Below are 21310 nucleotides of genomic sequence, written 5' to 3' on the forward strand. Positions count from 1 at the left end.
TCGTTAGTTAACGCTAGATCTACGATACCGCTAGTGCTAGATTTTTCAGCAAATCTCTAGCATAAGATGTTGTAAAATCGTGTTGTGGTAGATGATTTGGTACCGTGATCACAATCAAAATGTATTATTTGCTTTAATGAACTGACTTTTGGTTATTAGACATTTTTTTCCACTGATTTAAGTGTCTGGTCGGAGGATTATGCGATTTTTTACGACGTTTTTATGGCAAATTATTTCAATGATTGATAATGTGTGCCGCACTCCTTGTAAGGTTTTAGATTTTTCTGCTTAGTTTTTGCGCTAAATAAATCTAAATATCTAGCCGTTCTAGATACCTTGTGAGGAAGTCATGGATGCAAAATAAAAACTTGGAGTTTATGCATGTATAAAAATAAAATCACCCAAGCCCTTCTTCTAGGTGCTGGTTTGGCAGTGGCTGCCACTTCTACAATTACTCTTGCAGCTGACGTTCCAGCTGGTACTCAATTGGCAAAAGTTCAGGAACTCGTTCGTGGTAACGGTACTGAGGTTGCTTCTCTTGACCCACACAAAACTGAAGGTGTGCCAGAGTCAAACGTAATTCGTGACCTGCTGGAAGGTTTGGTCAACCAAGATGCCGACGGCAACACTATCCCAGGTGCCGCGGAAAGTTGGGAAACGACAGACAACAAAACGTTCATTTTCCATCTGCGCAAAAATGCAAAATGGTCAAATGGCGATCCTGTAACGGCTGAAGACTTTGTTTATAGCTTCAAGCGTTCAGTAGATCCAGTGACCGCATCTCCATACTCTTGGTACTTAGAAATGACTACCATGGAAAATGCGGCAGATATTATCGCAGGGAAAAAAGACAAAGAAACTCTAGGTGTGAAAGCACTGGATGCTAACACGCTTGAAATTAAACTAGAGTCAGCACTGCCATATTTCGTAAAAATGATGGGGCACACAACAGTGAAGCCTGTTCATCGTGCGACGGTTGAACAATATGGTGATAAATGGACTAAGCCAGAACATTTTGTTGGTAACGGTGCATACGTTCTTGAAAACTGGGTAGTGAACGAGCGTTTAGAGCTAAAGCGTAACCCTAATTACTGGGATAACGAACACACGGTTATTGATAAGGTTACTTACCTACCAATCGAAAACCAAGTGGCGGAAATGAACCGCTTCCTTTCTGGTGAAATTGACATCACCAACGAACTGCCTATTGAGCACTTCAAACGCTTGAAAAAAGAATACCCAGAGTCTGTTCAAGTTCAAGGTAACTTGTGTTCATACTACTATGGTTTCAACAACCAAAAAGCGCCGTTTGATGACGTTCGTATCCGTAAAGCACTATCGTACGCGATTGACCGTGACATCATCTCTGATGCTATTCTTGGCCAAGGCCAAAAACCTGCTTATTTCTTGACGCCTGAAATTACAGCTGGATTCAACCCTGAAATGCCGGCTTACGGTAAATTGAACCAAAAAGAGCGCATTGCTGAAGCTAAAAAGCTACTAGCAGAAGCGGGTTACGATAAGTCGAATCCACTCTCTTTTACGCTTCTATACAACACATCTGAAAACCACAAGAAAATTGCTACAGCAATTCAATCTATGTGGAAATCATCACTGGGTGTGCAAGTTGCACTAGAAAACCAAGAGTGGAAAACGTACTTAGATACGCGTCGCCAAGGTAACTTTGATGTGACTCGCGCTGGTTGGTGTGGTGACTACAATGAAGCATCGGCATTCCTTTCTTTAATGCAATCGAACAACAGCTCGAACGATCCTAAGTATCATAGCGCTGAATACGATGCGGTGATGGATAAAGCCATGGCCGCAACGTCAGATGCAGAAACATCGGCATTGTATGTTGAAGCTGAGAAATTGCTAGCGCGCGATATGCCTATAGCACCGATTTATCAATACGTTAAATCTCGTCTAGTCTCTCCACAAGTTGGTGGCTATCCATCAAACAACGCGGAAGATAAGATCTACTCAAAAGATCTTTACATTAAAGCTAAGTAATTCAACTTAAGCTTATAAAAATATAATGACTACAGACACTGCATGTATTTATCAACTGATAAGAATGTACATGCAGCGTCTTTTTAATTTTAATTGTCACAGACTGAAAGAGTGAGTTTATGCTTAAATTCATCGCAAAAAGGATATTTGAAGCGATCCCAACCCTGTTGGTATTGATCACGGTATCTTTCTTTCTCATGCGTTTTGCTCCGGGTAGCCCGTTTTCAAGCGAACGTACATTGCCACCTGAAGTTGTCGCTAACATCAACGCAAAATATGGCTTAGATAAGCCAGTGTCAGAACAGTACCTCACGTACTTGACCAATATATTGCAAGGCGATTTTGGACCTTCTTTTAAATATAAAGATTTTACAGTAAATGAACTGGTTGCTGATGCACTTCCTGTGTCAGCCAAGGTCGGTTTTGCTGCGTTTATTTTTACCGTCATTATGGGGGTGTCGGTCGGTACGATTGCTGCGTTGAAGCAAAATACCTGGCTTGACTATTCGATCATGGCGACCGCTATGCTCGGGGTGGTGATGCCTTCCTTTGTGCTGGCGCCAGTCCTTATCTACATATTTTCGATCAATCTAGGTTGGTTCCCTGCAGGGGGATGGAAGGATGGCTCCTTTGCCTATATGGCACTGCCCGTCATTGGTATGTCGATGTTATACGTTGCGACTTTTGCGCGTATTACTCGTGGCTCGATGATTGAAACGCTCAACAGTAACTTTATCCGTACCGCGCGCGCTAAAGGTCTGAGTTACGGCTATATCATCATCAAACACGCCTTAAAGCCAGCCATGTTACCTGTGGTTTCTTATATGGGACCTGCATTTGTCGGCATCATTACCGGTTCTGTTGTTATCGAAACGATTTTTGGCTTGCCTGGTATCGGTAAGTTATTCGTTAATGCTGCATTTAACCGTGACTATTCGTTGGTCATGGGTGTCACTATTCTCATTGGTTTCTTATTTATCATATTCAATGCGATTGTGGATATTTTGCTCGCTTATATCGATCCTAAAATTCGCTACTAACAGGGACGTATGGTTATGTTAACGAAAAAAGAAAATTTAGAAGCGATTGAGAAATTTTCAGCAAGCCTGGAAATTGAGGGTCGCAGTTTATGGCAAGATGCTCGTATCCGTTTTATGCGTAATAAAGCGGCGATGGTGAGTTTGTTCATCTTATTATTAATTACCTTGGCGGTATTCTTCCTGCCAATGTTCTCAGCTTATACCTATGAAGATACCGACTGGTATTCAATGCACGCAGCGCCTTCTATGGAGCACTTATTTGGTACAGATGCGCTCGGGCGCGACTTGTATGTGCGTACTTTGGTTGGTGGACGTATTTCGTTACTAGTTGGGGTAATGGGTGCATTGGTTGCGGTACTGATTGGTACTTTATATGGCGCCGCTTCCGGTTTTATTGGTGGCCGTGTTGACCGTATCATGATGCGTATTCTTGAAATTCTGTACGCGATCCCGTTCATGTTCTTGGTGATTGTCTTAGTGACTTTCTTCGGGCGCAATATTGTTCTGATCTTCGTCGCTATTGGTGCCATCGCTTGGCTCGATATGGCGCGTATTGTGCGTGGTCAAACGTTGAGCTTACGTAGTAAAGAGTTCATTGAAGCGGCACATGTCTGTGGTGTGAGTAAATGGAAAATTATTACTCGTCATATAGTGCCAAACGTTTTGGGTATTGTTGCGGTTTATTCAACACTACTGGTTCCAAGTATGATTTTGACTGAATCATTCTTATCTTTCCTTGGTCTTGGTGTGCAAGAGCCAATGACAAGCTGGGGGGCGTTGCTACAAGAAGGCGCAAATACGATGGAGGTTGCAATTTGGCAACTGTCGTTTCCAGCAGCATTCATGGTGGTCACCCTGTTCTGCTTTAACTATGTTGGTGATGGTCTGCGCGATGCGCTGGATCCTAAAGACAGATAATTAAAAGTATTAAGGAAAGCAATATGAGCTTATTAGATGTCAAAGATCTGCGTGTCGAATTTACCACTCAAGATGGTATTGTTACCGCAGTAAACGACTTAAACTTCTCGCTGAATCAAGGTGAAACCTTAGGTATCGTAGGTGAGTCAGGTTCCGGTAAATCGCAAACAGTATTTGCTATTATGGGGCTGTTGGCGAAGAACGGTATTATTAGCGGTAGTGCAAAATTTGAAGGAAATGAGATTCTTAATTTGCCAGAAAAAGAACTGAACAAAGTTCGTGCTCAGCAAATTGCGATGATTTTCCAAGACCCAATGACGTCACTGAACCCTTATATGAAGGTAAGTGACCAATTGATGGAAGTACTCATGCTGCATAAAGGCATGGGTAAAGCTGAAGCGTTTGAAGAATCGGTTCGCATGCTAGAAGCGGTGAAGATCCCCGAAGCTCGCAAGCGTATTACTATGTATCCACATGAATTTTCAGGTGGTATGCGCCAACGTGTGATGATTGCAATGGCGCTGTTATGTCGTCCAAAACTACTGATTGCTGATGAGCCTACAACGGCACTGGACGTAACAGTTCAAGCACAGATCATGGATCTGTTGAACGAACTTAAGAGTGAATTCAATACTGCCATTATTATGATCACTCATGATTTAGGCGTTGTTGCTGGCTCTTGTGACAAAGTGTTGGTGATGTATGCAGGACGTACGATGGAGTACGGTTCTGTTGATGAAATATTCTATAACCCAAGTCACCCTTACGCTGAAGGCCTATTAAAAGCCATTCCTCGTTTAGATACGGAAGGTGAAATCTTACCAACTATTCCAGGTAACCCACCAAACCTACTGCGCTTACCACCAGGTTGCCCTTACCAAGAACGTTGCCACCGTGTAACGGACCGTTGTAAGCGTGAAGCACCCGTGTTGCTGCCATTTGCAGATGGCCGCCAGCGTGCTTGTTTTTCTGATTGGGAGGCTTGGACAAAATGAGCGTACAAAAACCATTATTACTCGATGTAAAGAATCTCAAAGTTCACTTTAATATTGCCTCAAAATCAGCTTGGCCTTGGTCTAAACCGTCAAACTTAAAAGCGGTGGATGGTGTTAATGTCCGACTATACGAAGGCGAAACATTAGGCGTAGTTGGTGAGTCAGGCTGTGGTAAATCCACGTTTGCTCGTGCCATTATCGGTTTAGTTGAAGCGACAGAAGGCGAAGTCGTTTGGTTGGGTGATGACCTGACTAAAATGAAAGAAGTTGAACGTCGTCAGACACGTAAGCAAATTCAGATGATTTTCCAAGATCCACTTGCCTCATTAAACCCGCGAATGACGGTTGGTGATATTATCGCTGAACCGCTACAAACGTTTTACCCAGAGCTTTCTAAGCAAGAGGTGAAAGATCGCGTTAAAGAGATGATGGCTAAAGTTGGTCTGTTACCTAATGTGATTAACCGTTATCCGCATGAATTTTCAGGTGGTCAATGCCAGCGCATTGGTATCGCGCGTGCACTTATCCTGAACCCGAAAATGATCATTTGTGATGAACCAGTCTCGGCGCTTGATGTATCGATTCAGGCGCAGGTGGTTAACTTGCTTAAAGAGCTACAAAAAGAGCTCGGCCTGAGTTTAGTTTTCATCGCTCATGATTTATCGGTAGTGAAACATATTTCAGACCGTGTATTGGTGATGTACTTAGGTAATGCAGTTGAACTCGGTACTTCAGAGGCGTTGTTTGCTAACCCATCACACCCTTACACCAAGGCGTTGATGTCGGCGGTACCGATTCCTGATCCAAAACTAGAGCGTTCGAAGAAAATCCAAATGTTGGAAGGCGATTTACCGTCGCCAATTAACCCACCATCTGGTTGTGTATTCAGAACTCGCTGTCCTCAAGCAACGGACCTTTGTGCGCAACAAAAGCCTCAGATTAAAGGCAGTGATGTCCATGCTGTTTCATGCTTGCATGTTGACATGTAAATTCAGCCTGTGACGGGCATAAGCGCGGCTCCTTGTTTGGGTCGCGCTTTTTTTATTCTAGTCGACCAAAGATCTGTTCGAATTTTTTGAATGACAAGATCAATCGAGTCGGGTTTTGCCCTGTACTGTGGTCTCTATAATGGGATGATAAAGCAGCGATATTAAGAGGGTGAATCATGGGAAAGTTAGTGCAAGGTGTGTGGCATGATGTTTGGTACGATACCAAGGCGAGCAACGGTAAATTTATCCGTGAAGATGCAGGTTTTCGTAGCTGGATAGAAAATAAACCGGATGCGCTATATCAGCCAGAATCAGGTCGCTATCATCTCTATGTTTCTCTTGCCTGTCCATGGGCACACCGCACGCTGATTCTTCGTAAGCTAAAAGGATTAACACAACATATCGATGTCACCATTGTATGCCCAGACATGCTTAGCGAGGGCTGGTGCTTTGGTATTCCAGAGCCGTTATATGGCTATACTCGTTTACACCAAATTTATACCCAAGCAAAAGTGGATTATACAGGTAGGGTAACCGTTCCCGTTTTATGGGATAAAAAAACCAACACGATTGTGAGTAACGAATCGTCTGAAATTATTCGTATGTTTAACAGTGCATTTGATCAACTGACGGGGAATCAACAGGACTATTACCCTGACGCTTTGCGTGCGGCTATCGATGAATGGAATGATTATATTTATCCTAATATCAATAATGGGGTATATCGTTGTGGCTTCGCAACCACACAAGAGGCTTATGAAGAAGCGTATCAATCGCTTTTTGCTGCTCTTGATAAGGTGGATAGCCACCTAGCGACTCATCGTTATTTGGTGGGAGGGCAGATCACAGAAGCGGATTGGCGTTTATTCACTACATTGATACGCTTTGATGCAGTTTATGTTGGTCACTTTAAATGCAATAAAAAGCGCATTGCTGATTATAAGTACCTCAATGGTTACTTAAAAGAGCTGTACCAAGTTTCTGGAGTGAAAGAAAGTACCGATTTTTACCATATTAAACGTCACTATTATTTCAGTCACAGCGGGATCAACCCAACTCAAGTGGTGCCCGCAGGCCCTGAATTGGATTTAGAAAGTCCGCATGGTCGCGAGAGTATCGCGATATAAATATCATGTTATACCACTCACAGTAATTAAGTGATCAGCTTGAAAAAAAGCCCTCAAGGTTAACCTTGAGGGCTTTTGTCATTGGTTAAACCAAAATCTAAAAATTATTTAGTTTCTTGGCCAGCCTGAATAGCAGTTAGGGCGATAGTGTAAACAATATCGTCAACCAATGCGCCACGAGACAAGTCATTGACAGGTTTGCGCATACCTTGCAGCATTGGACCAATAGAAACAAGGTCTGCTGAACGTTGTACCGCTTTGTAGGTTGTATTACCCGTGTTTAGGTCTGGGAATACGAATACCGTTGCTTTACCTGCTACTGGAGAATTTGGTGCTTTAGAAGCTGCCACGTTTTCCATGATTGCGGCGTCGTATTGTAGAGGACCGTCAATGATAAGATCAGGACGTTTCTCTTGAGCAATGCGAGTAGCTTCACGTACTTTATCAACATCTGCGCCTTTACCAGACTCACCAGTTGAGTATGAAATCATCGCAACACGTGGGTCGATACCGAATGCTGCTGCTGAATCTGCAGATTGAATCGCGATTTCAGCCAATTGCTCAGCATTTGGATCTGGGTTGATTGCACAGTCGCCGTAAACCAATACTTGATCAGGCAGTAGCATGAAGAAGATCGAAGATACGATCGATGCATTCGGTGCCGTCTTGATGATTTGGAATGGCGGTACAATGGTATTTGCAGTGGTATGTACTGCACCAGAAACTAGGCCATCAACTTCATTCGCTTCAAGCATCATTGTGCCAAGGAATACTGAATCTTGCAGTTTTTCACGAGCAACGACTTCAGTCATGCCTTTCGCGCCGCGAAGTTCAACTAAGCGTGCTACGTAATTTTCGCGTACTGAATCGGCATCGATAATCTCAACACCAGCGCCTAGCTCAACACCTTGCTGAGCCGCAACGCGGCGGATTTCGTCTGGGTTACCAAGAAGTACACAAGTAGCAATACCGCGCTCAGCACAGATAGCTGCAGCTTTCACTGTACGTGGCTCATCACCTTCAGGAAGAACAATGCGCTTGCCTGCACGACGAGCGTATTCTGTTAATTGGTAACGGAATGCGGGTGGGCTTAGGCGACGAATGCCTTGCGTACCTTCTGATAAAGAGTTAATCCAAGGACCATCAATGTGGCTTGCAACGTGATCGTTGATGAACTCAATACGCTCTTTATCATCAGCTGGAACTTCTAGACTAAAGCTTTGTAGGTTTAGTGAAGTTTGCCATGTGTTGCCTTGTGCTTTGAAAATTGGCAAGCCACTTTCAAATGCAGGTTTGCACAGGTCAGCGATTTCTTTTGGAATATCATAGCCACCGGTTAGCAATACCGCACCGATTTCTACGCCGTTCATAGCCGCTAGAGAGGCCGCAACGATAACATCAGGACGGTCAGCTGAAGTGACTAGCAGAGAGCCTGGTTTGAAGTGCTCAATCATGTGCGGTAGAGAGCGCGCACAGAATGTGATGCTCTTAATACGACGTGTTTTGATTTCACCTTCATTAATGATTTCTGCATTAAGGTGCTTGGCCATATCGATAGCGCGAGTCGCGATTAAGTCGATGCTCCAAGGCACGCAACCTAGCACACGAATTGGGCTAGAGTTGAAGATTTGCATCACTTCAAGGTTAGCTTGCTTGGCGCTGTCTGCATCATCAAAGATTTCTGATAGATCAGGACGAGTACGACCTGCATCATCAACAGGTGCATTGAGCTTGTTAATGATAACGCCAGAAATATTCTTATTCTTTGTTCCACCAAAGTTTGAGCACGCCACTTCAATGCGTTCTTTCAACTGAGTTGGATTATTCGTACCTGGGGTGGCCACAAACACAATTTCAGCACCCAGAGTTTTCGCAATTTCAGCGTTTACTTGGTTAGCAAATGGGTGTTTACGAGTTGGTACTAGACCTTCAATCAGCGTTACTTCTGAAACTTTATTAATGTGGTTGTAACGTTCAACGACCGTTTCAAGCAACACATCCATCTTCTCGCTACCGATTAAGGCTTCAGCGGCTGACATCATCATTGGTTCAGCAATTTTGATATCGCTGTTACGGCCGATAATGGTAGAGGTAAGATCAGGTTGATCGCCACCAGAACGTGGTTGTGCAATTGGTTTATAAAAAGAAACGCTAACGCCTTTACGCTCCATTGCGCGAAGGACACCCATGCTTACGCTAGTAAGACCAACACCAGCGCTAATAGGGATAAGCATAATAGTACGGGACATGAGTAGAGTACCTCAAACTATTGAAATCAATCTAATCGAGATTAGATTACAAAAGGAACAAAGCTCAACATTACCAGTAGTAGGAATTATTTGTTGAGCCTCGGTAAAAAACTGGCTAACTCGAGGAGTTAGCCAGAAAGTCAATTAAAGACCTGTTAGACGAGCTGTATCTTCAGCGATGACTAGCTCTTCATTAGTAGAGATAACCATTGCAGGGATGCGGCTGTTCTCTGTTGTGATAACACCTTCGCCGCCGAAACGAGCTTTAAGGTTAGCTTCACCATCCACTTCGATACCGAAGATAGCTAAACGGTTTAGAACCATTTCGCGAATTGGTGCAGAGTTTTCACCGATACCACCAGTGAAGACGATAGCATCTAGACGACCTTCCATAGAAGCCGTGTAGCCAGCTACGTACTTAGCTAGGCGGTGACAGAATACGTCCATCGCACGTGTAGCTTCTTCTTTAGTACCGTAGTTATCTTCAACGAAACGGCAATCAGAAGTCACACCAGTAAGACCTAAAAGGCCAGACTCTTTAGTGAACATTGTGTTGATTTCAGCAACACTCATACCTAATTTGTCATGTAAATGGAACATTACCGCAGGGTCAAGATCGCCACAACGAGTACCCATTACAAGACCTTCTAGTGGAGTTAGGCCCATAGACGTATCAACTGATTGACCATTTTTAATAGCACAAACAGACGCACCGTTACCTAGGTGGCAGTTAATGATGTTTACTTCATTAGCTGGTTTACCTAAACGCTCAGCCGCTTCACGAGCAATGAATAGGTGAGAAGTACCGTGTGCGCCATAGCGACGAATACCGTGATCTTTGTATAGGTTGTACGGTAACGCGTATAGGTATGCTTCTTCAGGCATTGTTGTGTGGAATGCTGTGTCAAAAACGGCAACATTTTTTAGATTTGGAAATGATTTTTGAGCCGCTTTAATGCCGATGATGTGCGCTGGGTTATGAAGTGGTGCGAAGTTCGCTGCATCTTCAATACCTTGCAGTACTTCATCAGAGATCAGTGCTGAAGCAGTAAATTGTTCACCACCGTGAACAACACGGTGACCAACGGCTGCAATATTGGCTGCAAGTTCAGGCTTAGAAGCAAGAATAGTTTCAACCATGAACGCTAGTGCTTCTTCGTGTGCTGCACCTTCGCCCAATTGAGCTTCATGTTTACCATCAAGTTTCCACTTGATGCGTGCTTCAGGAAGGTGAAGACATTCAGCAAGGCCTGATAGGTGCTCTGCACCTGATTCTGCATCAACAACAGCAAATTTAAGAGAAGAACTACCGCAGTTTAAAACTAAAACTAGCTTAGACATGTGTGACTACCTGTAATAATCGGTTAAGATAAAAATCATTCTCAAGAATAGTCCAACCTTTACGGAGTGCTACTAATCTTGGTCAATAAAACTTGAATTTCCGTATAATGAGACGTGACTTTTTGAGTAAAATCAGTCGGTGCATTCCTTGCAGAATTCATCTCGGAGTTGCCTAAATGCTAAATAACAGCAACAATGAGATTGAGGGTCTGCAAAGGATAGCGATATTGGGCCAATATAACAAAAAAATTTTGAAAGAATATTAACTTTCATCAAATTTTTACGCGATTAGTTGAATCATTAAACTATTTTTTAGTTAAATGAGCGGCATCTAGAGTGAGAGAGCGCTATGAATAATAAAGTTGGAATCGTTCACAGCTTGAAAGATGGCCAGAAGTACATGGATACTTGGCCTATCCGTAAAGAGTTGGGATTTATTTTCCCAGAGCAGCGTATTATTAAAGCAACGCGATTCGGCGTTAAAGTTATGCCGGCTATCGCAGCGATCAGCGTGCTGACTCAAATGGTGTTTCATAATGCACAAGCGATGCCACAGGCCATCGTGATTGCACTTTTTGCGATCAGTCTACCGCTACAAGGTATGTGGTGGTTAGGTAATCGTGCCAACACACAACTTCCTCCGTCATTAGCGGGGTGGTATCGTGAACTGCACCAAAAAATTGTTGAAAATGGATTTGCTTTAGATCCGATGAAAGCAAAGCCGCGCTACAAAGAGTTAGCCGTGATTCTCAATCGTGCGTTTCGTCATTTAGACAAAGCAGCATTAGAGCGTTGGTTTTAAATCGTGCTAGCCAGTTAGTTGTACTCTGAAATTAACCGTTGTAGGACTTCCAGGTGGAGTCCTCTTGGATTTCCTCTTTAATACCGTAAGACCGTATTCTCACCTCTCTTTTTGTTATTTTACTGTTAAATCTCACTTCCCTTTATTCTAAGTTACTGGTAATAATGTTGTTAGTTGCGCATGAAGTGCACACTTATAAAAATATAAAACACAACATCCAATACCAAGTGCTTAAATCAAGGAGTTAAGATGAAAGCAGGCAAAGTCATTGCTACCGCCGTTCTCGCTGGAGCCGCATTACTATCTTCAACGAGTATCATGGCAAAAACTGCCAAAGTTGCAGTATCACAAATTGTTGAACACCCGGCCTTAGACGCCACTCGTCAAGGTCTTCTTGATGGCCTCAAAGCAAAGGGCTATGAAGAGGGCAAAAACTTAGAGTTTGATTTTAAAACTGCTCAAGGTAACCCTGCCATTGCTGTACAGATCGCTCGTCAATTTGTCGGTGAAAATCCAGATGTATTAGTTGGTATTGCAACACCAACAGCGCAAGCGCTAGTGTCTGCTACTAAGAATATTCCTATTGTGTTTACCGCAGTTACTGACCCAGTAGGGGCAAAACTTGTTAAGAAGCTAGAGCAGCCAGGTAAAAATGTCACCGGTCTTTCTGACCTATCACCGGTAGAACAGCATGTTGAATTGATTAAAGAAATTATGCCGAATGTGAAAACGATCGGTGTGGTTTTCAACCCTGGAGAGGCTAATGCCGTTAGTTTGATGGAACTATTAAAATCAAGCACCAAAAAGCATGGCATCGAATTAGTAGAAGCGACGGCGTTAAAAAGCGCGGATGTTCAAACCGCAACTCAAGCTATCGCGGCCAAATCTGACATTATTTATGCCTTGATTGATAACACGGTTGCTAGTGCTATTGAAGGCATGATTGTGTCAGCCAACCAAGCTAAAACGCCAGTATTTGGTGCGGCGACTTCATATGTTGAACGTGGCGCAATAGCAAGCCTTGGTTTTGATTATTATCAAATTGGTGTTCAAACGGCCGATTATGTTGCCGCTATTTTAGAAGGGCAAGAGCCTGGGAAACTGGATGTTAAAGTGGCGAAAGGATCAGACCTTTTTGTCAATAAAACCGCTGCAGACAAACTCGGTTTGGCCATTCCTCAATCCGTTCTAGATCGTGCGACGAGCGTAAAATAAAGAAAATTCAGAGTTGGGGTCAGTACCCCAACTCTGTTTAAGCAGAGAAAGGAGTTGTTATGTCTGCTTTTGCTTTTTTTGGCGCTCTAGAAATAGGGTTGCTTTACGGGCTGGTGGCACTGGGTGTTTACCTGACTTTCCGTGTCCTTGATTTTCCCGATCTGAGTGTTGATGGTAGCTTCCCAATGGGAGCAGCTGTAGCTGCTACAGCTATTGTTGCTGGTATAAATCCTTGGGTTGCGACTGGCATGGCTATCTTAGCGGGGGCCTTCACTGGTTGGGTTACTGCCTTTCTAGCTGTCCGTTGCGGCATCTTACACTTGCTCGCCTCAATTTTAACAATGATTGCCGCCTTCTCTATTAATATCCGTATCATGGGACGTCCTAACATTGCGTTGTTGGGTGAAGACACGATCCTGACCCCATTTGAAGCTTTAGGTGATCCTGTTTACATCCGCCCAATTGTGGTCGGTGTACTGGTGCTTATATCTGCATGGGCAGTAGTACGCTTGCTTAATAGTGATTTTGGCCTTGGTTTACGTGCCACTGGTGTTAACGCGCGTATGGTTTCAGCACAGGGTGGTAGCACCGCATTCTATACCTATTTTGGGCTGGCCTTATCTAATGGCTTTGTCGGTTTTGCTGGTGCCTTGTTTGCACAAACGAACAGTTTTGCCGATGTAACTTCTGGTGTAGGAACTATCGTTGTTGGCCTTGCTGCTGTGATTTTAGGCCAGACATTAATTCCAGGACGCAAAATATGGGTAGCCGTGGTAGCGGTTATTGTAGGATCTGTGCTTTATCGCTTAGCGGTAGCTTTTGCGCTGAGTTCTGGAATGTTTGGCTTGCAAGCGTCGGATCTCAACTTAGTAACGGCTGTACTGGTCGCGATTGCACTCATTGCTCCAAAACTTAAAAGGAATTTCAAGGCAAAAAAGGGGAGTAATCCTGCTCAGAAGTCCGTTGTTGCTAAGCAGGATAAAGCGTCAGGAGAAACATTATGATCCGTTTAGAAGATATTCAAGTTACTTTTAATCCTGGCACTATTTTAGAAAATCGAGCGTTAAGAAGTATCAATTTGGAAGTGCCAGAACATCAATTTTTGACTGTGATTGGGTCAAATGGAGCTGGTAAATCGACCTTATTAGGGGCCGTAACTGGTGAGACACCGATGGTAGGTGGAAAAGTATTGGTTGATGAGATTGATGTCACTCGTCAGACAGTTGATCAGCGAGCCAAAGTCTGTGCGCGCGTTTTTCAGGACCCATTAGCAGGTACATGTGGTGATTTAACGATTGAAGAAAATATGGCGCTAGCGTTTATGCGTGGTAAGCGAAGAGGGTGGGGTTTATCACTTTCTGCGTCTCGCCGAAAGCTATTCCAAGAGCGTATTTCGATTCTAGGGTTAGGTTTAGAAGATCGCCTCGGTGATAATATCGGTTTGCTGTCTGGTGGACAGCGTCAAGCCGTGAGTTTAGTGATGGCGACTTTGTCAGATAGCAAACTTCTGCTGCTTGATGAGCACACTGCAGCTCTTGATCCTCGTATGGCGGCTTTCATTATCGATTTAACCAAAACTATCGTCAAAGAATTCAATTTGACGGTAATGATGGTAACGCATTCAATGAAAGATGCCCTAGCATGTGGTGATCGAACTGTCATGCTTCACCAAGGTGAAATTGTTCTTGATGTGTCTGGTGAGCAGCGTGCCAATATGAAAGTGCCTGATCTACTAGAAATGTTTTCCAAGGTCCGTGGTGAGGAATTGGCTGACGATAGCCTATTGCTCAATTAGTCTAGGTGTTGCATGCCCTTCAAGTGGTTTGGGTATATAACGCTATGATTTTATAATATAAGCTGCTACGGACCGTCTGCTGATTAGTTTGGTTTTGTTTTACTGAATTTATGTCGAAAGCCCATCAATTGTATTAAACTTTTGATGGGCTTTAATATCTCTATCTGAACTAGGATGCTGAATGAACAACAACGTAAGTCTAAAATCGATTATTTTGGGGCCTATTGTTTTTGCTCTGATTATGGTGATGCTTGTTGTACACAATTATATGAATATCGTAAATGAGGATATTGATAACCAGTACGCGTATATTGATGCATCGCTTATACGCTCAGCAAAAGTTATAACCTCGCTAGATTATAGCTTTACTAGTTATTTCAAAAATAGGGATGTGCAGTTAGTTGATCTTAACCGAGAGGTATCGGGTGAGCTGTGTCGCATGTGGCCTTTTGAATCATCAATTTTAGCTGACAATAAAAGCCATGACATTCCAACTGTTGAGATCAGTTATATGCTGGTGGGAAAGGAGTCGCTGTGTGATGAGAGTAGTGCATTATTTAAACGCGCAGCAAGAAAAATTGCATTAGCACCAATATTGTCATTTTTACATGATTTAGATGATTTTATTTACGGTATTCATTATGTCGATAATTTTGGTTATGTGATGTCATCGCCAGATACGGTTTCCAAAAATATTAATAAAGATACACTTGCTATTGTAAAATCACGTCCTTATTGGCAAAAAACAGCTGCAAATCATAACCAAGTTACAGTGTCAGGCCCCGCAATTTTGGGGGAGTTCTCCTTAAGCGAACCGGTTTTATCCATGACATTACCGGTAATGTACAAAGACAAATTCCAAGGAGCTATCGCTTTAAATATCGAGGTCGATAAACTGCTCAATAAGCAGAGTAAACTGACCAATTTAATACATTTGATTGACAATAAAACCACCCCTGTTCCCGATAATGCTTACCGGGAAAAATTGCTTAATATTGATGGGCTCGACTTCCATCACTTACTTTACTATGAATTAAATTGGCATGATGAATTTAAAAATTTCCTCGAGGTGAAAAAATTCAACTTAACCGTCGTATTCATTGTTTATCTATTTTCTGTTGTCACATTGTTTTATTTTAATTCGCGTGTTGAACAAGCCCATTTAAAAGACTTAGCGGCTCGAGACCCAATGACAGGTCTACTTAATCGCCGAGGTTTAGAGACTTTCTTGAGTAAAATAAAGTACGGTGAATATGCCGTAATTGCGGTGTTGGATATAGATGACTTTAAAGTAATTAATGATACTTATGGGCATGACGTGGGGGATAACGTAATTTGTTACGTTGCTGATCAGCTAGAAACGAATACACGTGATAGTGATGCAGTTGCAAGGTTTGGTGGCGAAGAGTTTGTGGTGTACCTGACGGGGCATAATGTGGAAAGAATGAAACAGATCATGCAACGGGTAAAAGATGCAATAGTGACTGATTCAAGTCGAGTTATTGACTCTGGATTTACTATTTCAGGTGGCGTAGAAGTGGTTAAAAAAAGCTCTGGCGACTTCGAAACTTGGTTTAAAGCCGCCGATGAGAAACTGTATCAAGCTAAAAAAACAGGCAAGAATAAACTCGTATTTTAGCCTTGAGCTCAAAGCTTAGGCATGTAAGCTAGCGCGGTATCGTTCTATGTGTTCAACGATAGGAGCTGCGGTATTGAAAGTACGTATTTCTCTGAATAGCTCGTTAGCTTGAGGATATTGTTGACGCAGGTAAGCGAACCACTGTTTGACGCGATTCGGGTAATAAAGCCCTTTGTCACCTTTTATTTCATACTGAGAATAGCGCAGCATCAGATCAACGACATCATACCAAGGCATCACTTTATGGTTATGTTTGACCACATTGCCTAAATTGGGGACATTAAATGCACCGCGACATACCATCAATGAATCAACGCCCGTAGTTTCAATACAAGCTTGTCCGTCTGCGTAATTCCATATTTCACCATTGGCGATTAAAGGAATCGACGTTTTTTGACGAATTTGATTAATGTAATCCCACTTGATTTCACTGGCTTTGTAGCCACCGGCTTTAGTTCTGGCGTGCACCGTTAACTCATTAGCACCGGCTTGTTCAATCGCATCTACAATTTCAAAGCAATCATTAGGGTCTTCCCACCCCAGACGAATTTTAGCTGAAACAGGAATATGGTCGGGCACGGCATCTCGACACGCCTTGACCACTTGGTAGATTAACTCGGGGTGTTGTAATAATGCTGCGCCGCCTTTACTGCGGTTTACAAGCCTTGCTGGGCAGCCAAAGTTGAGGTCAATTCCTCGAGCGCCTAAGCTTGCGGCTCGGACGGCATTTTCTGCCATCCAATTTGCTTCTTGACCGAGTAATTGCACATGAACAGGTACACCGGACTGGGTACAAGAATCATTTTCTAACTCAGGACAAAGGCGATAAAAAACATGATCAGGCAGCAGTTGGTCGATAACACGCACGAATTCGGTAACACACAGATCGTAATCATTGATCTGAGTGAGTAGTTCACGCATTAAATGATCTAACACACCCTCCATTGGGCCCAAAATTACTCGCATTATCATATCGCCTTAGAAATTTGAGGCGAGATTGTAGTGGTTGAGGAATCAAAAGTCACTAACCGCAAGAGTTAGTATATAATTAGCGGCCAAATGCACGTAAAGACTGAATTCAATGACCTACCATCTTATTAATATTTCTGAGGCTGAATGCCAACATTCCCCCCTGTTTCTAGAAGGTGCGATACTTGCTTCCAACTTCGCTACTCAACCGCTTGAACCGAGTACATGGTTAGAACCTTTGGTTGGTGAAAAGGTCAATACTATTGAGCCTTTGGTTGTTGAGCAGATAAATCAGCAATATCATTTACTCAAGCGCAGTGAATATTCTGCCCTTGCTTTGTTAGATACTCGTGAGCAATGGGCAGATTACGCACAAGGCTTCATGAATGTTTGGCCTGTAGTTGAAGAGCATTGGGTCGAACACCAAATTGGGGATGGTAGTTTACGCATGCTTCAAGCGTTGCTTACCACTTTTATGCTTGCTATTGATGAAGAGCAAACCCAACAACAGATGAAAGAATCTGGATTTGAGATACCACCCAGTTTAAGTGATTTTGCCGAGCAACTGGATTTGATGATCACTGAAGTGGCTTTGATGGCTGATGAATTAATGCTTGGTGCCAAAACACAAAGTGTTAACCCATTCAAAAATGTGGGCCGCAATGATACTTGTCCATGTGATAGCGGCAAAAAATTTAAGCAATGCTGTGGGAAATAGTGGTCAATGTAGCGTTAAAATCTCCACAAAACGCTGACAAATCAAGGTGAATAAACACCTATAAAGAACGTAATTATTGTCTAATCGGAGTGATATCCATGAATAAAGTATTGGCCTTATTGCTATGCGGCTTTTCTGTATCTGTTTTGGCTGCCCCAAAAGATGAGCTTAGCCATCGCCTTGCACTTAACGAAGGATTTAGTGCGACTTTTACACAACAAGTTGTTAGCCCTGATGGTGATATTGTAATGGAAGGCCAGGGTAAAGTTGATATTGCTCGTCCAAGCCTTTTCCGTTGGGAAACCACCGCGCCTGATGAAAACCTTTTGGTGTCAGATGGCAAAAGCCTTTGGTATTACAGTCCGTTTATTGAACAGGTCAGTATTTACAATCAAGATCAAGCTACCGAACAAACTCCTTTTGTATTACTCACACGTAACCGCGCAAGCGATTGGGATAACTACCAGGTTGACCAAGCGGATGATCGTTTCACATTAACGCCGACAGCTGCCGATTCCAATCAAGGCCAATTTCAAATTGATATTGGCAGTAAAGGTATCGTCAAAGGGTTTAACGTCATTGAGCAAGATGGCCAAAAAAGTATGTTTACGTTTAGCAATGTTAAATTAGATAAACCCAATGCAGCTTCATTCACCTTTAAGATCCCACAAGGGGTTGAGGTCGACGACCAGCGTAATTAATTGAGCAAGAAGGGTTAGAGTGAGTAACTACAGCTTAGATTTCTCAGGGGATGAAGATTTTCGTCCACTGGCAGCGCGAATGCGCCCACAAACTGTCGAACAATATATTGGTCAGCAACACATTCTCGGGGTGGGGAAACCATTGCGCCGAGCATTAGAAGCGGGCCATATTCACTCGATGATTCTGTGGGGGCCTCCTGGCACAGGAAAAACCACACTAGCTGAAGTTGCGGCGAATTATGCCAATGCTGAGGTTGAGCGGGTTTCAGCGGTCACATCCGGTGTCAAAGAAATTCGCGCCGCGATAGAGAAAGCACGTGAAAACAAAATGGCTGGGCGTCGCACTATTTTATTTGTGGACGAAGTGCACCGTTTTAATAAATCTCAGCAAGATGCTTTTTTACCGCATATCGAGGATGGCACGGTTACTTTTATCGGTGCCACGACCGAAAACCCTTCATTTGAACTCAATAACGCACTGCTTTCTCGTGCTCGTGTTTATAAGCTTACTTCACTTAATAGAGACGAAATCTTACTTGCACTCAATCAAGCCATTGCAGATCAAGATCGAGGTTTGGGCAAGATTGCCGCGCAGTTTATGGATAACGTGCTCGAACGCTTGGCTGAATTAGTCAATGGTGATGCACGTATGTCACTGAATTATCTTGAACTTTTGTTCGATATGGCGGATGAAAATGCGCAAGGAGAAAAGTTAATTACGTTGAAGCTGCTAGCGGAAGTAGCTGGTGAAAAAGTTTCTCGTTTTGATAATAAAGGGGACATTTGGTACGACTTGATTTCTGCCGTGCATAAATCGATTCGTGGTTCAAACCCTGACGCAGCGCTGTATTGGTCCGCGAGAATGATTGCCGCCGGGTGTGACCCGCTTTACATTGCTCGCCGTTTGCTAGCTATCGCTTCAGAAGATGTTGGTAATGCTGACCCGCGCGCGATGCAAGTGGCATTAGCGGCTTGGGATTGCTTTACCCGTGTTGGTCCTGCTGAAGGCGAGCGCGCTATTGCACAAGCAATAGTCTATCTAGCTTGCGCACCAAAAAGTAATGCAGTTTATACCGCATGGAAGCAAGCTTTAGCTGACGCTCATAATTTACCAGAATACGAGGTGCCGCCTCATTTGCGTAATGCCCCGACCAGTTTGATGAAAGATCTTGGTTATGGTGCTGAATATCGTTATGCCCATGATGAACTCGGTGCTTATGCGGCGGGGGAGCGTTATCTGCCTCCTGAGATGATCGAAACTCGCTACTATTTGCCAACAAATCGAGGTTTAGAAACCAAAATTGGCGAAAAGTTAGATTACTTGGCTAGTTTAGACGCAAAAAGCCCACAAAAGCGCTATGAAAAATAGTGTCTTTTCGTTATCTTTGTCTGGTTCAATTTTCTATACGTGCTGCTCTTACTAAAAAGGGATGCAGGCGCGTTTTTTCATAACTAAAAGCATAGGATTAGCAATGCTGGATTCTAAATTACTTCGCACTGAGCTGGATGAAACAGCTGCAAAATTAGCGCGTCGCGGTTTCAAACTCGACGTTGAGACAATTCGTCAACTTGAAGAACAACGTAAATCCATTCAAGTAGAAGTTGAAAATTTACAATCCACGCGCAACTCCATCTCCAAAGAAATTGGCCAAAAAATGGCAGCTGGTGATAAAGCTGGCGCAGAAGAGATCAAAAAACAAATTGGTTCTCTAGGGAGTGATCTTGACGCGAAAAAAATTGAGTTGGCTGATGTCCAAGCAAAATTAGATATGGTGACTCTGTCGGTACCAAACCTACCAGATGACTCTGTACCAGATGGTAAAGACGAAAATGACAACGTAGAAATTTCTCGTTGGGGTGAGCCAAAAAGTTACGATTTCGAATTGAAAGATCACGTTGATTTAGGCGAGATGGCTGATGGCCTAGATTTCGCAAGTGCTACTAAAATCACTGGTGCACGTTTTATCGTGATGAAGGGGCAATTTGCTCGTCTACACCGCGCTATTGCACAATTTATGTTGGATCTTCACACTCAAGAACATGGCTACACAGAAATGTACGTGCCTTACCTTGTGAACTCAGACAGCCTATTCGGTACTGGTCAGCTACCTAAATTTGGTCAAGACCTATTCCACACTGAGCCACTAACTGAAAAAGTGAATGATGAAGAGCCACGTAAACTGTCTCTTATCCCAACAGCTGAAGTACCAGTAACGAACTTAGTGCGTGACACCATTTCAGATGAAGCGGATCTGCCACTTAAAATGACGGCGCACACACCATGTTTCCGTTCTGAAGCGGGTTCTTATGGTCGTGATACTCGTGGTCTTATTCGTATGCACCAATTTGATAAAGTTGAGTTGGTACAAATCACGCGCCCAGAAGATTCAATGGCTGCACTAGAAGAGTTAACCGGTCACGCTGAAAAAGTACTGCAATTGCTTGAGCTTCCATACCGTAAAGTCGTACTTTGTACTGGCGATATGGGCTTTGGTGCACGTAAAACCTATGACTTGGAAGTGTGGGTTCCAGCACAGGGGACTTACCGTGAGATCTCATCTTGTTCAAATATGTGGGATTTCCAAGCACGTCGTATGCAAGCTCGTTTTCGTCGTAAAGGCGCGAGCAAACCTGAGTTGGTGCACACCCTTAACGGTTCTGGTCTTGCGGTTGGTCGTACTATGGTTGCTATCTTGGAAAACAACCAACAAGCGGATGGTCGTATTGCTATCCCTACTGCGCTGCAATCTTACATGGGTGGCGCAACACACATCGGTTAATGATGCTGTTGATTCAATG

18 protein-coding genes are annotated in these 21310 nt (G+C 43.3%); 15 read left to right on the plus strand and 3 right to left on the minus strand.

Going from position 1 to position 21310, the window contains the following annotated elements; translation table 11 throughout:
• Window positions 1–381 precede the first annotated feature (381 nt).
• The 6 genes from MCT08_RS06685 (at window position 382) to MCT08_RS06710 (ending at window position 7082) form a co-directional block, all read left to right on the plus strand.
• Window positions 382–2013, plus strand: coding sequence for an ABC transporter substrate-binding protein (locus MCT08_RS06685; RefSeq protein WP_053309271.1), 1632 nt, complete (start codon window positions 382–384; stop codon window positions 2011–2013).
• Window positions 2014–2132: 119 nt separating this feature from the next.
• The gene (gene oppB / locus MCT08_RS06690; protein ID WP_053309272.1) at window positions 2133–3053 is read left to right on the plus strand and encodes an oligopeptide ABC transporter permease OppB; all 921 of its coding nucleotides are present in this window, start codon (window positions 2133–2135) and stop codon (window positions 3051–3053) included.
• Between the two features lie 15 nt (window positions 3054–3068).
• Entirely contained in the window at window positions 3069–3971 is a 903-nt protein-coding gene (gene oppC / locus MCT08_RS06695) for an oligopeptide ABC transporter permease OppC (RefSeq protein WP_053309273.1), read from the plus strand.
• A 23-nt stretch (window positions 3972–3994) separates the two neighbouring features.
• On the plus strand, window positions 3995–4966 hold the full coding sequence (gene oppD / locus MCT08_RS06700; protein WP_053309274.1) for an ABC transporter ATP-binding protein: 972 nt from the start codon (window positions 3995–3997) through the stop codon (window positions 4964–4966).
• Window positions 4963–5955: a murein tripeptide/oligopeptide ABC transporter ATP binding protein OppF gene (gene oppF, locus MCT08_RS06705; protein WP_053309275.1), complete on the plus strand. Its 993-nt coding sequence runs from the start codon at window positions 4963–4965 to the stop codon at window positions 5953–5955. Before oppD ends, oppF begins: the two co-directional genes overlap by 4 nt.
• Before the next feature lie 176 nt (window positions 5956–6131).
• The gene (locus MCT08_RS06710) at window positions 6132–7082 is read left to right on the plus strand and encodes a glutathione S-transferase family protein (protein WP_274678091.1); all 951 of its coding nucleotides are present in this window, start codon (window positions 6132–6134) and stop codon (window positions 7080–7082) included.
• Between the two features lie 104 nt (window positions 7083–7186).
• Here the strand turns inward: MCT08_RS06710 and pta are convergent, their stop codons facing one another.
• Together pta and MCT08_RS06720 are read right to left on the minus strand one after the other, a co-directional pair.
• A complete protein-coding gene (gene pta, locus MCT08_RS06715; RefSeq protein ID WP_192074721.1) occupies window positions 7187–9331 on the minus strand; it encodes a phosphate acetyltransferase in 2145 nt (714 codons plus the stop codon).
• Between the two features lie 144 nt (window positions 9332–9475).
• On the minus strand, window positions 9476–10672 hold the full coding sequence (locus tag MCT08_RS06720; RefSeq protein WP_274675200.1) for an acetate kinase: 1197 nt from the start codon (window positions 10670–10672) through the stop codon (window positions 9476–9478).
• Between the two features lie 349 nt (window positions 10673–11021).
• On the opposite strand from MCT08_RS06720, the gene yfbV reads away from it, so the two are divergent.
• The 5 genes from yfbV (at window position 11022) to MCT08_RS06745 (ending at window position 16123) form a co-directional block, all read left to right on the plus strand.
• Window positions 11022–11474, plus strand: a complete 453-nt coding sequence (yfbV, locus tag MCT08_RS06725; RefSeq protein ID WP_053309279.1) for a terminus macrodomain insulation protein YfbV — start codon at window positions 11022–11024, stop codon at window positions 11472–11474.
• Between the two features lie 249 nt (window positions 11475–11723).
• Entirely contained in the window at window positions 11724–12689 is a 966-nt protein-coding gene (locus MCT08_RS06730; protein WP_053309280.1) for an ABC transporter substrate-binding protein, read from the plus strand.
• Window positions 12690–12748: 59 nt separating this feature from the next.
• Entirely contained in the window at window positions 12749–13693 is a 945-nt protein-coding gene (locus tag MCT08_RS06735; protein WP_168521695.1) for an ABC transporter permease, read from the plus strand.
• Complete coding sequence (locus tag MCT08_RS06740; RefSeq protein ID WP_168521697.1) at window positions 13690–14484, plus strand: ABC transporter ATP-binding protein; 795 nt, start codon at window positions 13690–13692, stop codon at window positions 14482–14484. Before MCT08_RS06735 ends, MCT08_RS06740 begins: the two co-directional genes overlap by 4 nt.
• A gap of 181 nt (window positions 14485–14665) precedes the next feature.
• Entirely contained in the window at window positions 14666–16123 is a 1458-nt protein-coding gene (locus tag MCT08_RS06745; RefSeq protein ID WP_274678092.1) for a GGDEF domain-containing protein, read from the plus strand.
• Window positions 16124–16138: 15 nt separating this feature from the next.
• Here MCT08_RS06745 and dusC read toward each other — a convergent pair whose 3' ends face one another.
• The gene (dusC, locus tag MCT08_RS06750; RefSeq protein ID WP_053309284.1) at window positions 16139–17089 is read right to left on the minus strand and encodes a tRNA dihydrouridine(16) synthase DusC; all 951 of its coding nucleotides are present in this window, start codon (window positions 17087–17089) and stop codon (window positions 16139–16141) included.
• 115 nt (window positions 17090–17204) lie between these two features.
• On the opposite strand from dusC, the gene MCT08_RS06755 reads away from it, so the two are divergent.
• The 4 genes from MCT08_RS06755 (at window position 17205) to serS (ending at window position 21291) form a co-directional block, all read left to right on the plus strand.
• On the plus strand, window positions 17205–17810 hold the full coding sequence (locus MCT08_RS06755; RefSeq protein ID WP_274678093.1) for a YecA family protein: 606 nt from the start codon (window positions 17205–17207) through the stop codon (window positions 17808–17810).
• A 98-nt stretch (window positions 17811–17908) separates the two neighbouring features.
• Window positions 17909–18511, plus strand: coding sequence for an outer membrane lipoprotein periplasmic chaperone LolA (gene lolA, locus MCT08_RS06760; protein WP_053309286.1), 603 nt, complete (start codon window positions 17909–17911; stop codon window positions 18509–18511).
• Window positions 18512–18530: 19 nt separating this feature from the next.
• Window positions 18531–19880 carry a replication-associated recombination protein A gene (locus tag MCT08_RS06765; protein ID WP_171980984.1) on the plus strand — a complete coding sequence of 450 codons (1350 nt, stop codon included), beginning with the start codon at window positions 18531–18533 and terminating at the stop codon, window positions 19878–19880.
• 103 nt (window positions 19881–19983) lie between these two features.
• Window positions 19984–21291, plus strand: coding sequence for a serine--tRNA ligase (gene serS / locus MCT08_RS06770; RefSeq protein WP_168786648.1), 1308 nt, complete (start codon window positions 19984–19986; stop codon window positions 21289–21291).
• The last annotated feature ends 19 nt before the right edge of the window (window positions 21292–21310 follow it).

The organism is Vibrio aestuarianus (genome assembly GCF_028858425.1).
GTDB lineage: Bacteria > Pseudomonadota > Gammaproteobacteria > Enterobacterales > Vibrionaceae > Vibrio > Vibrio aestuarianus.

Excerpts from the sequence above, each read along its gene's own strand:
- MCT08_RS06685 (WP_053309271.1), top strand. The coding sequence starts at position 382 with ATGTATAAAAATAAAATCACCCAAGCCCTTCTTCTAGGTGCTGGTTTG.
- oppB (WP_053309272.1), top strand. The coding sequence starts at position 2,133 with ATGCTTAAATTCATCGCAAAAAGGATATTTGAAGCGATCCCAACCCTG.
- oppC (WP_053309273.1), top strand. The coding sequence starts at position 3,069 with ATGTTAACGAAAAAAGAAAATTTAGAAGCGATTGAGAAATTTTCAGCA.
- oppD (WP_053309274.1), top strand. The coding sequence starts at position 3,995 with ATGAGCTTATTAGATGTCAAAGATCTGCGTGTCGAATTTACCACTCAA.
- oppF (WP_053309275.1), top strand. The coding sequence starts at position 4,963 with ATGAGCGTACAAAAACCATTATTACTCGATGTAAAGAATCTCAAAGTT.
- MCT08_RS06710 (WP_274678091.1), top strand. The coding sequence starts at position 6,132 with ATGGGAAAGTTAGTGCAAGGTGTGTGGCATGATGTTTGGTACGATACC.
- pta (WP_192074721.1), bottom strand. The coding sequence starts at position 9,331 with ATGTCCCGTACTATTATGCTTATCCCTATTAGCGCTGGTGTTGGTCTT.
- MCT08_RS06720 (WP_274675200.1), bottom strand. The coding sequence starts at position 10,672 with ATGTCTAAGCTAGTTTTAGTTTTAAACTGCGGTAGTTCTTCTCTTAAA.
- yfbV (WP_053309279.1), top strand. The coding sequence starts at position 11,022 with ATGAATAATAAAGTTGGAATCGTTCACAGCTTGAAAGATGGCCAGAAG.
- MCT08_RS06730 (WP_053309280.1), top strand. The coding sequence starts at position 11,724 with ATGAAAGCAGGCAAAGTCATTGCTACCGCCGTTCTCGCTGGAGCCGCA.
- MCT08_RS06735 (WP_168521695.1), top strand. The coding sequence starts at position 12,749 with ATGTCTGCTTTTGCTTTTTTTGGCGCTCTAGAAATAGGGTTGCTTTAC.
- MCT08_RS06740 (WP_168521697.1), top strand. The coding sequence starts at position 13,690 with ATGATCCGTTTAGAAGATATTCAAGTTACTTTTAATCCTGGCACTATT.
- MCT08_RS06745 (WP_274678092.1), top strand. The coding sequence starts at position 14,666 with ATGAACAACAACGTAAGTCTAAAATCGATTATTTTGGGGCCTATTGTT.
- dusC (WP_053309284.1), bottom strand. The coding sequence starts at position 17,089 with ATGCGAGTAATTTTGGGCCCAATGGAGGGTGTGTTAGATCATTTAATG.
- MCT08_RS06755 (WP_274678093.1), top strand. The coding sequence starts at position 17,205 with ATGACCTACCATCTTATTAATATTTCTGAGGCTGAATGCCAACATTCC.
- lolA (WP_053309286.1), top strand. The coding sequence starts at position 17,909 with ATGAATAAAGTATTGGCCTTATTGCTATGCGGCTTTTCTGTATCTGTT.
- serS (WP_168786648.1), top strand. The coding sequence starts at position 19,984 with ATGCTGGATTCTAAATTACTTCGCACTGAGCTGGATGAAACAGCTGCA.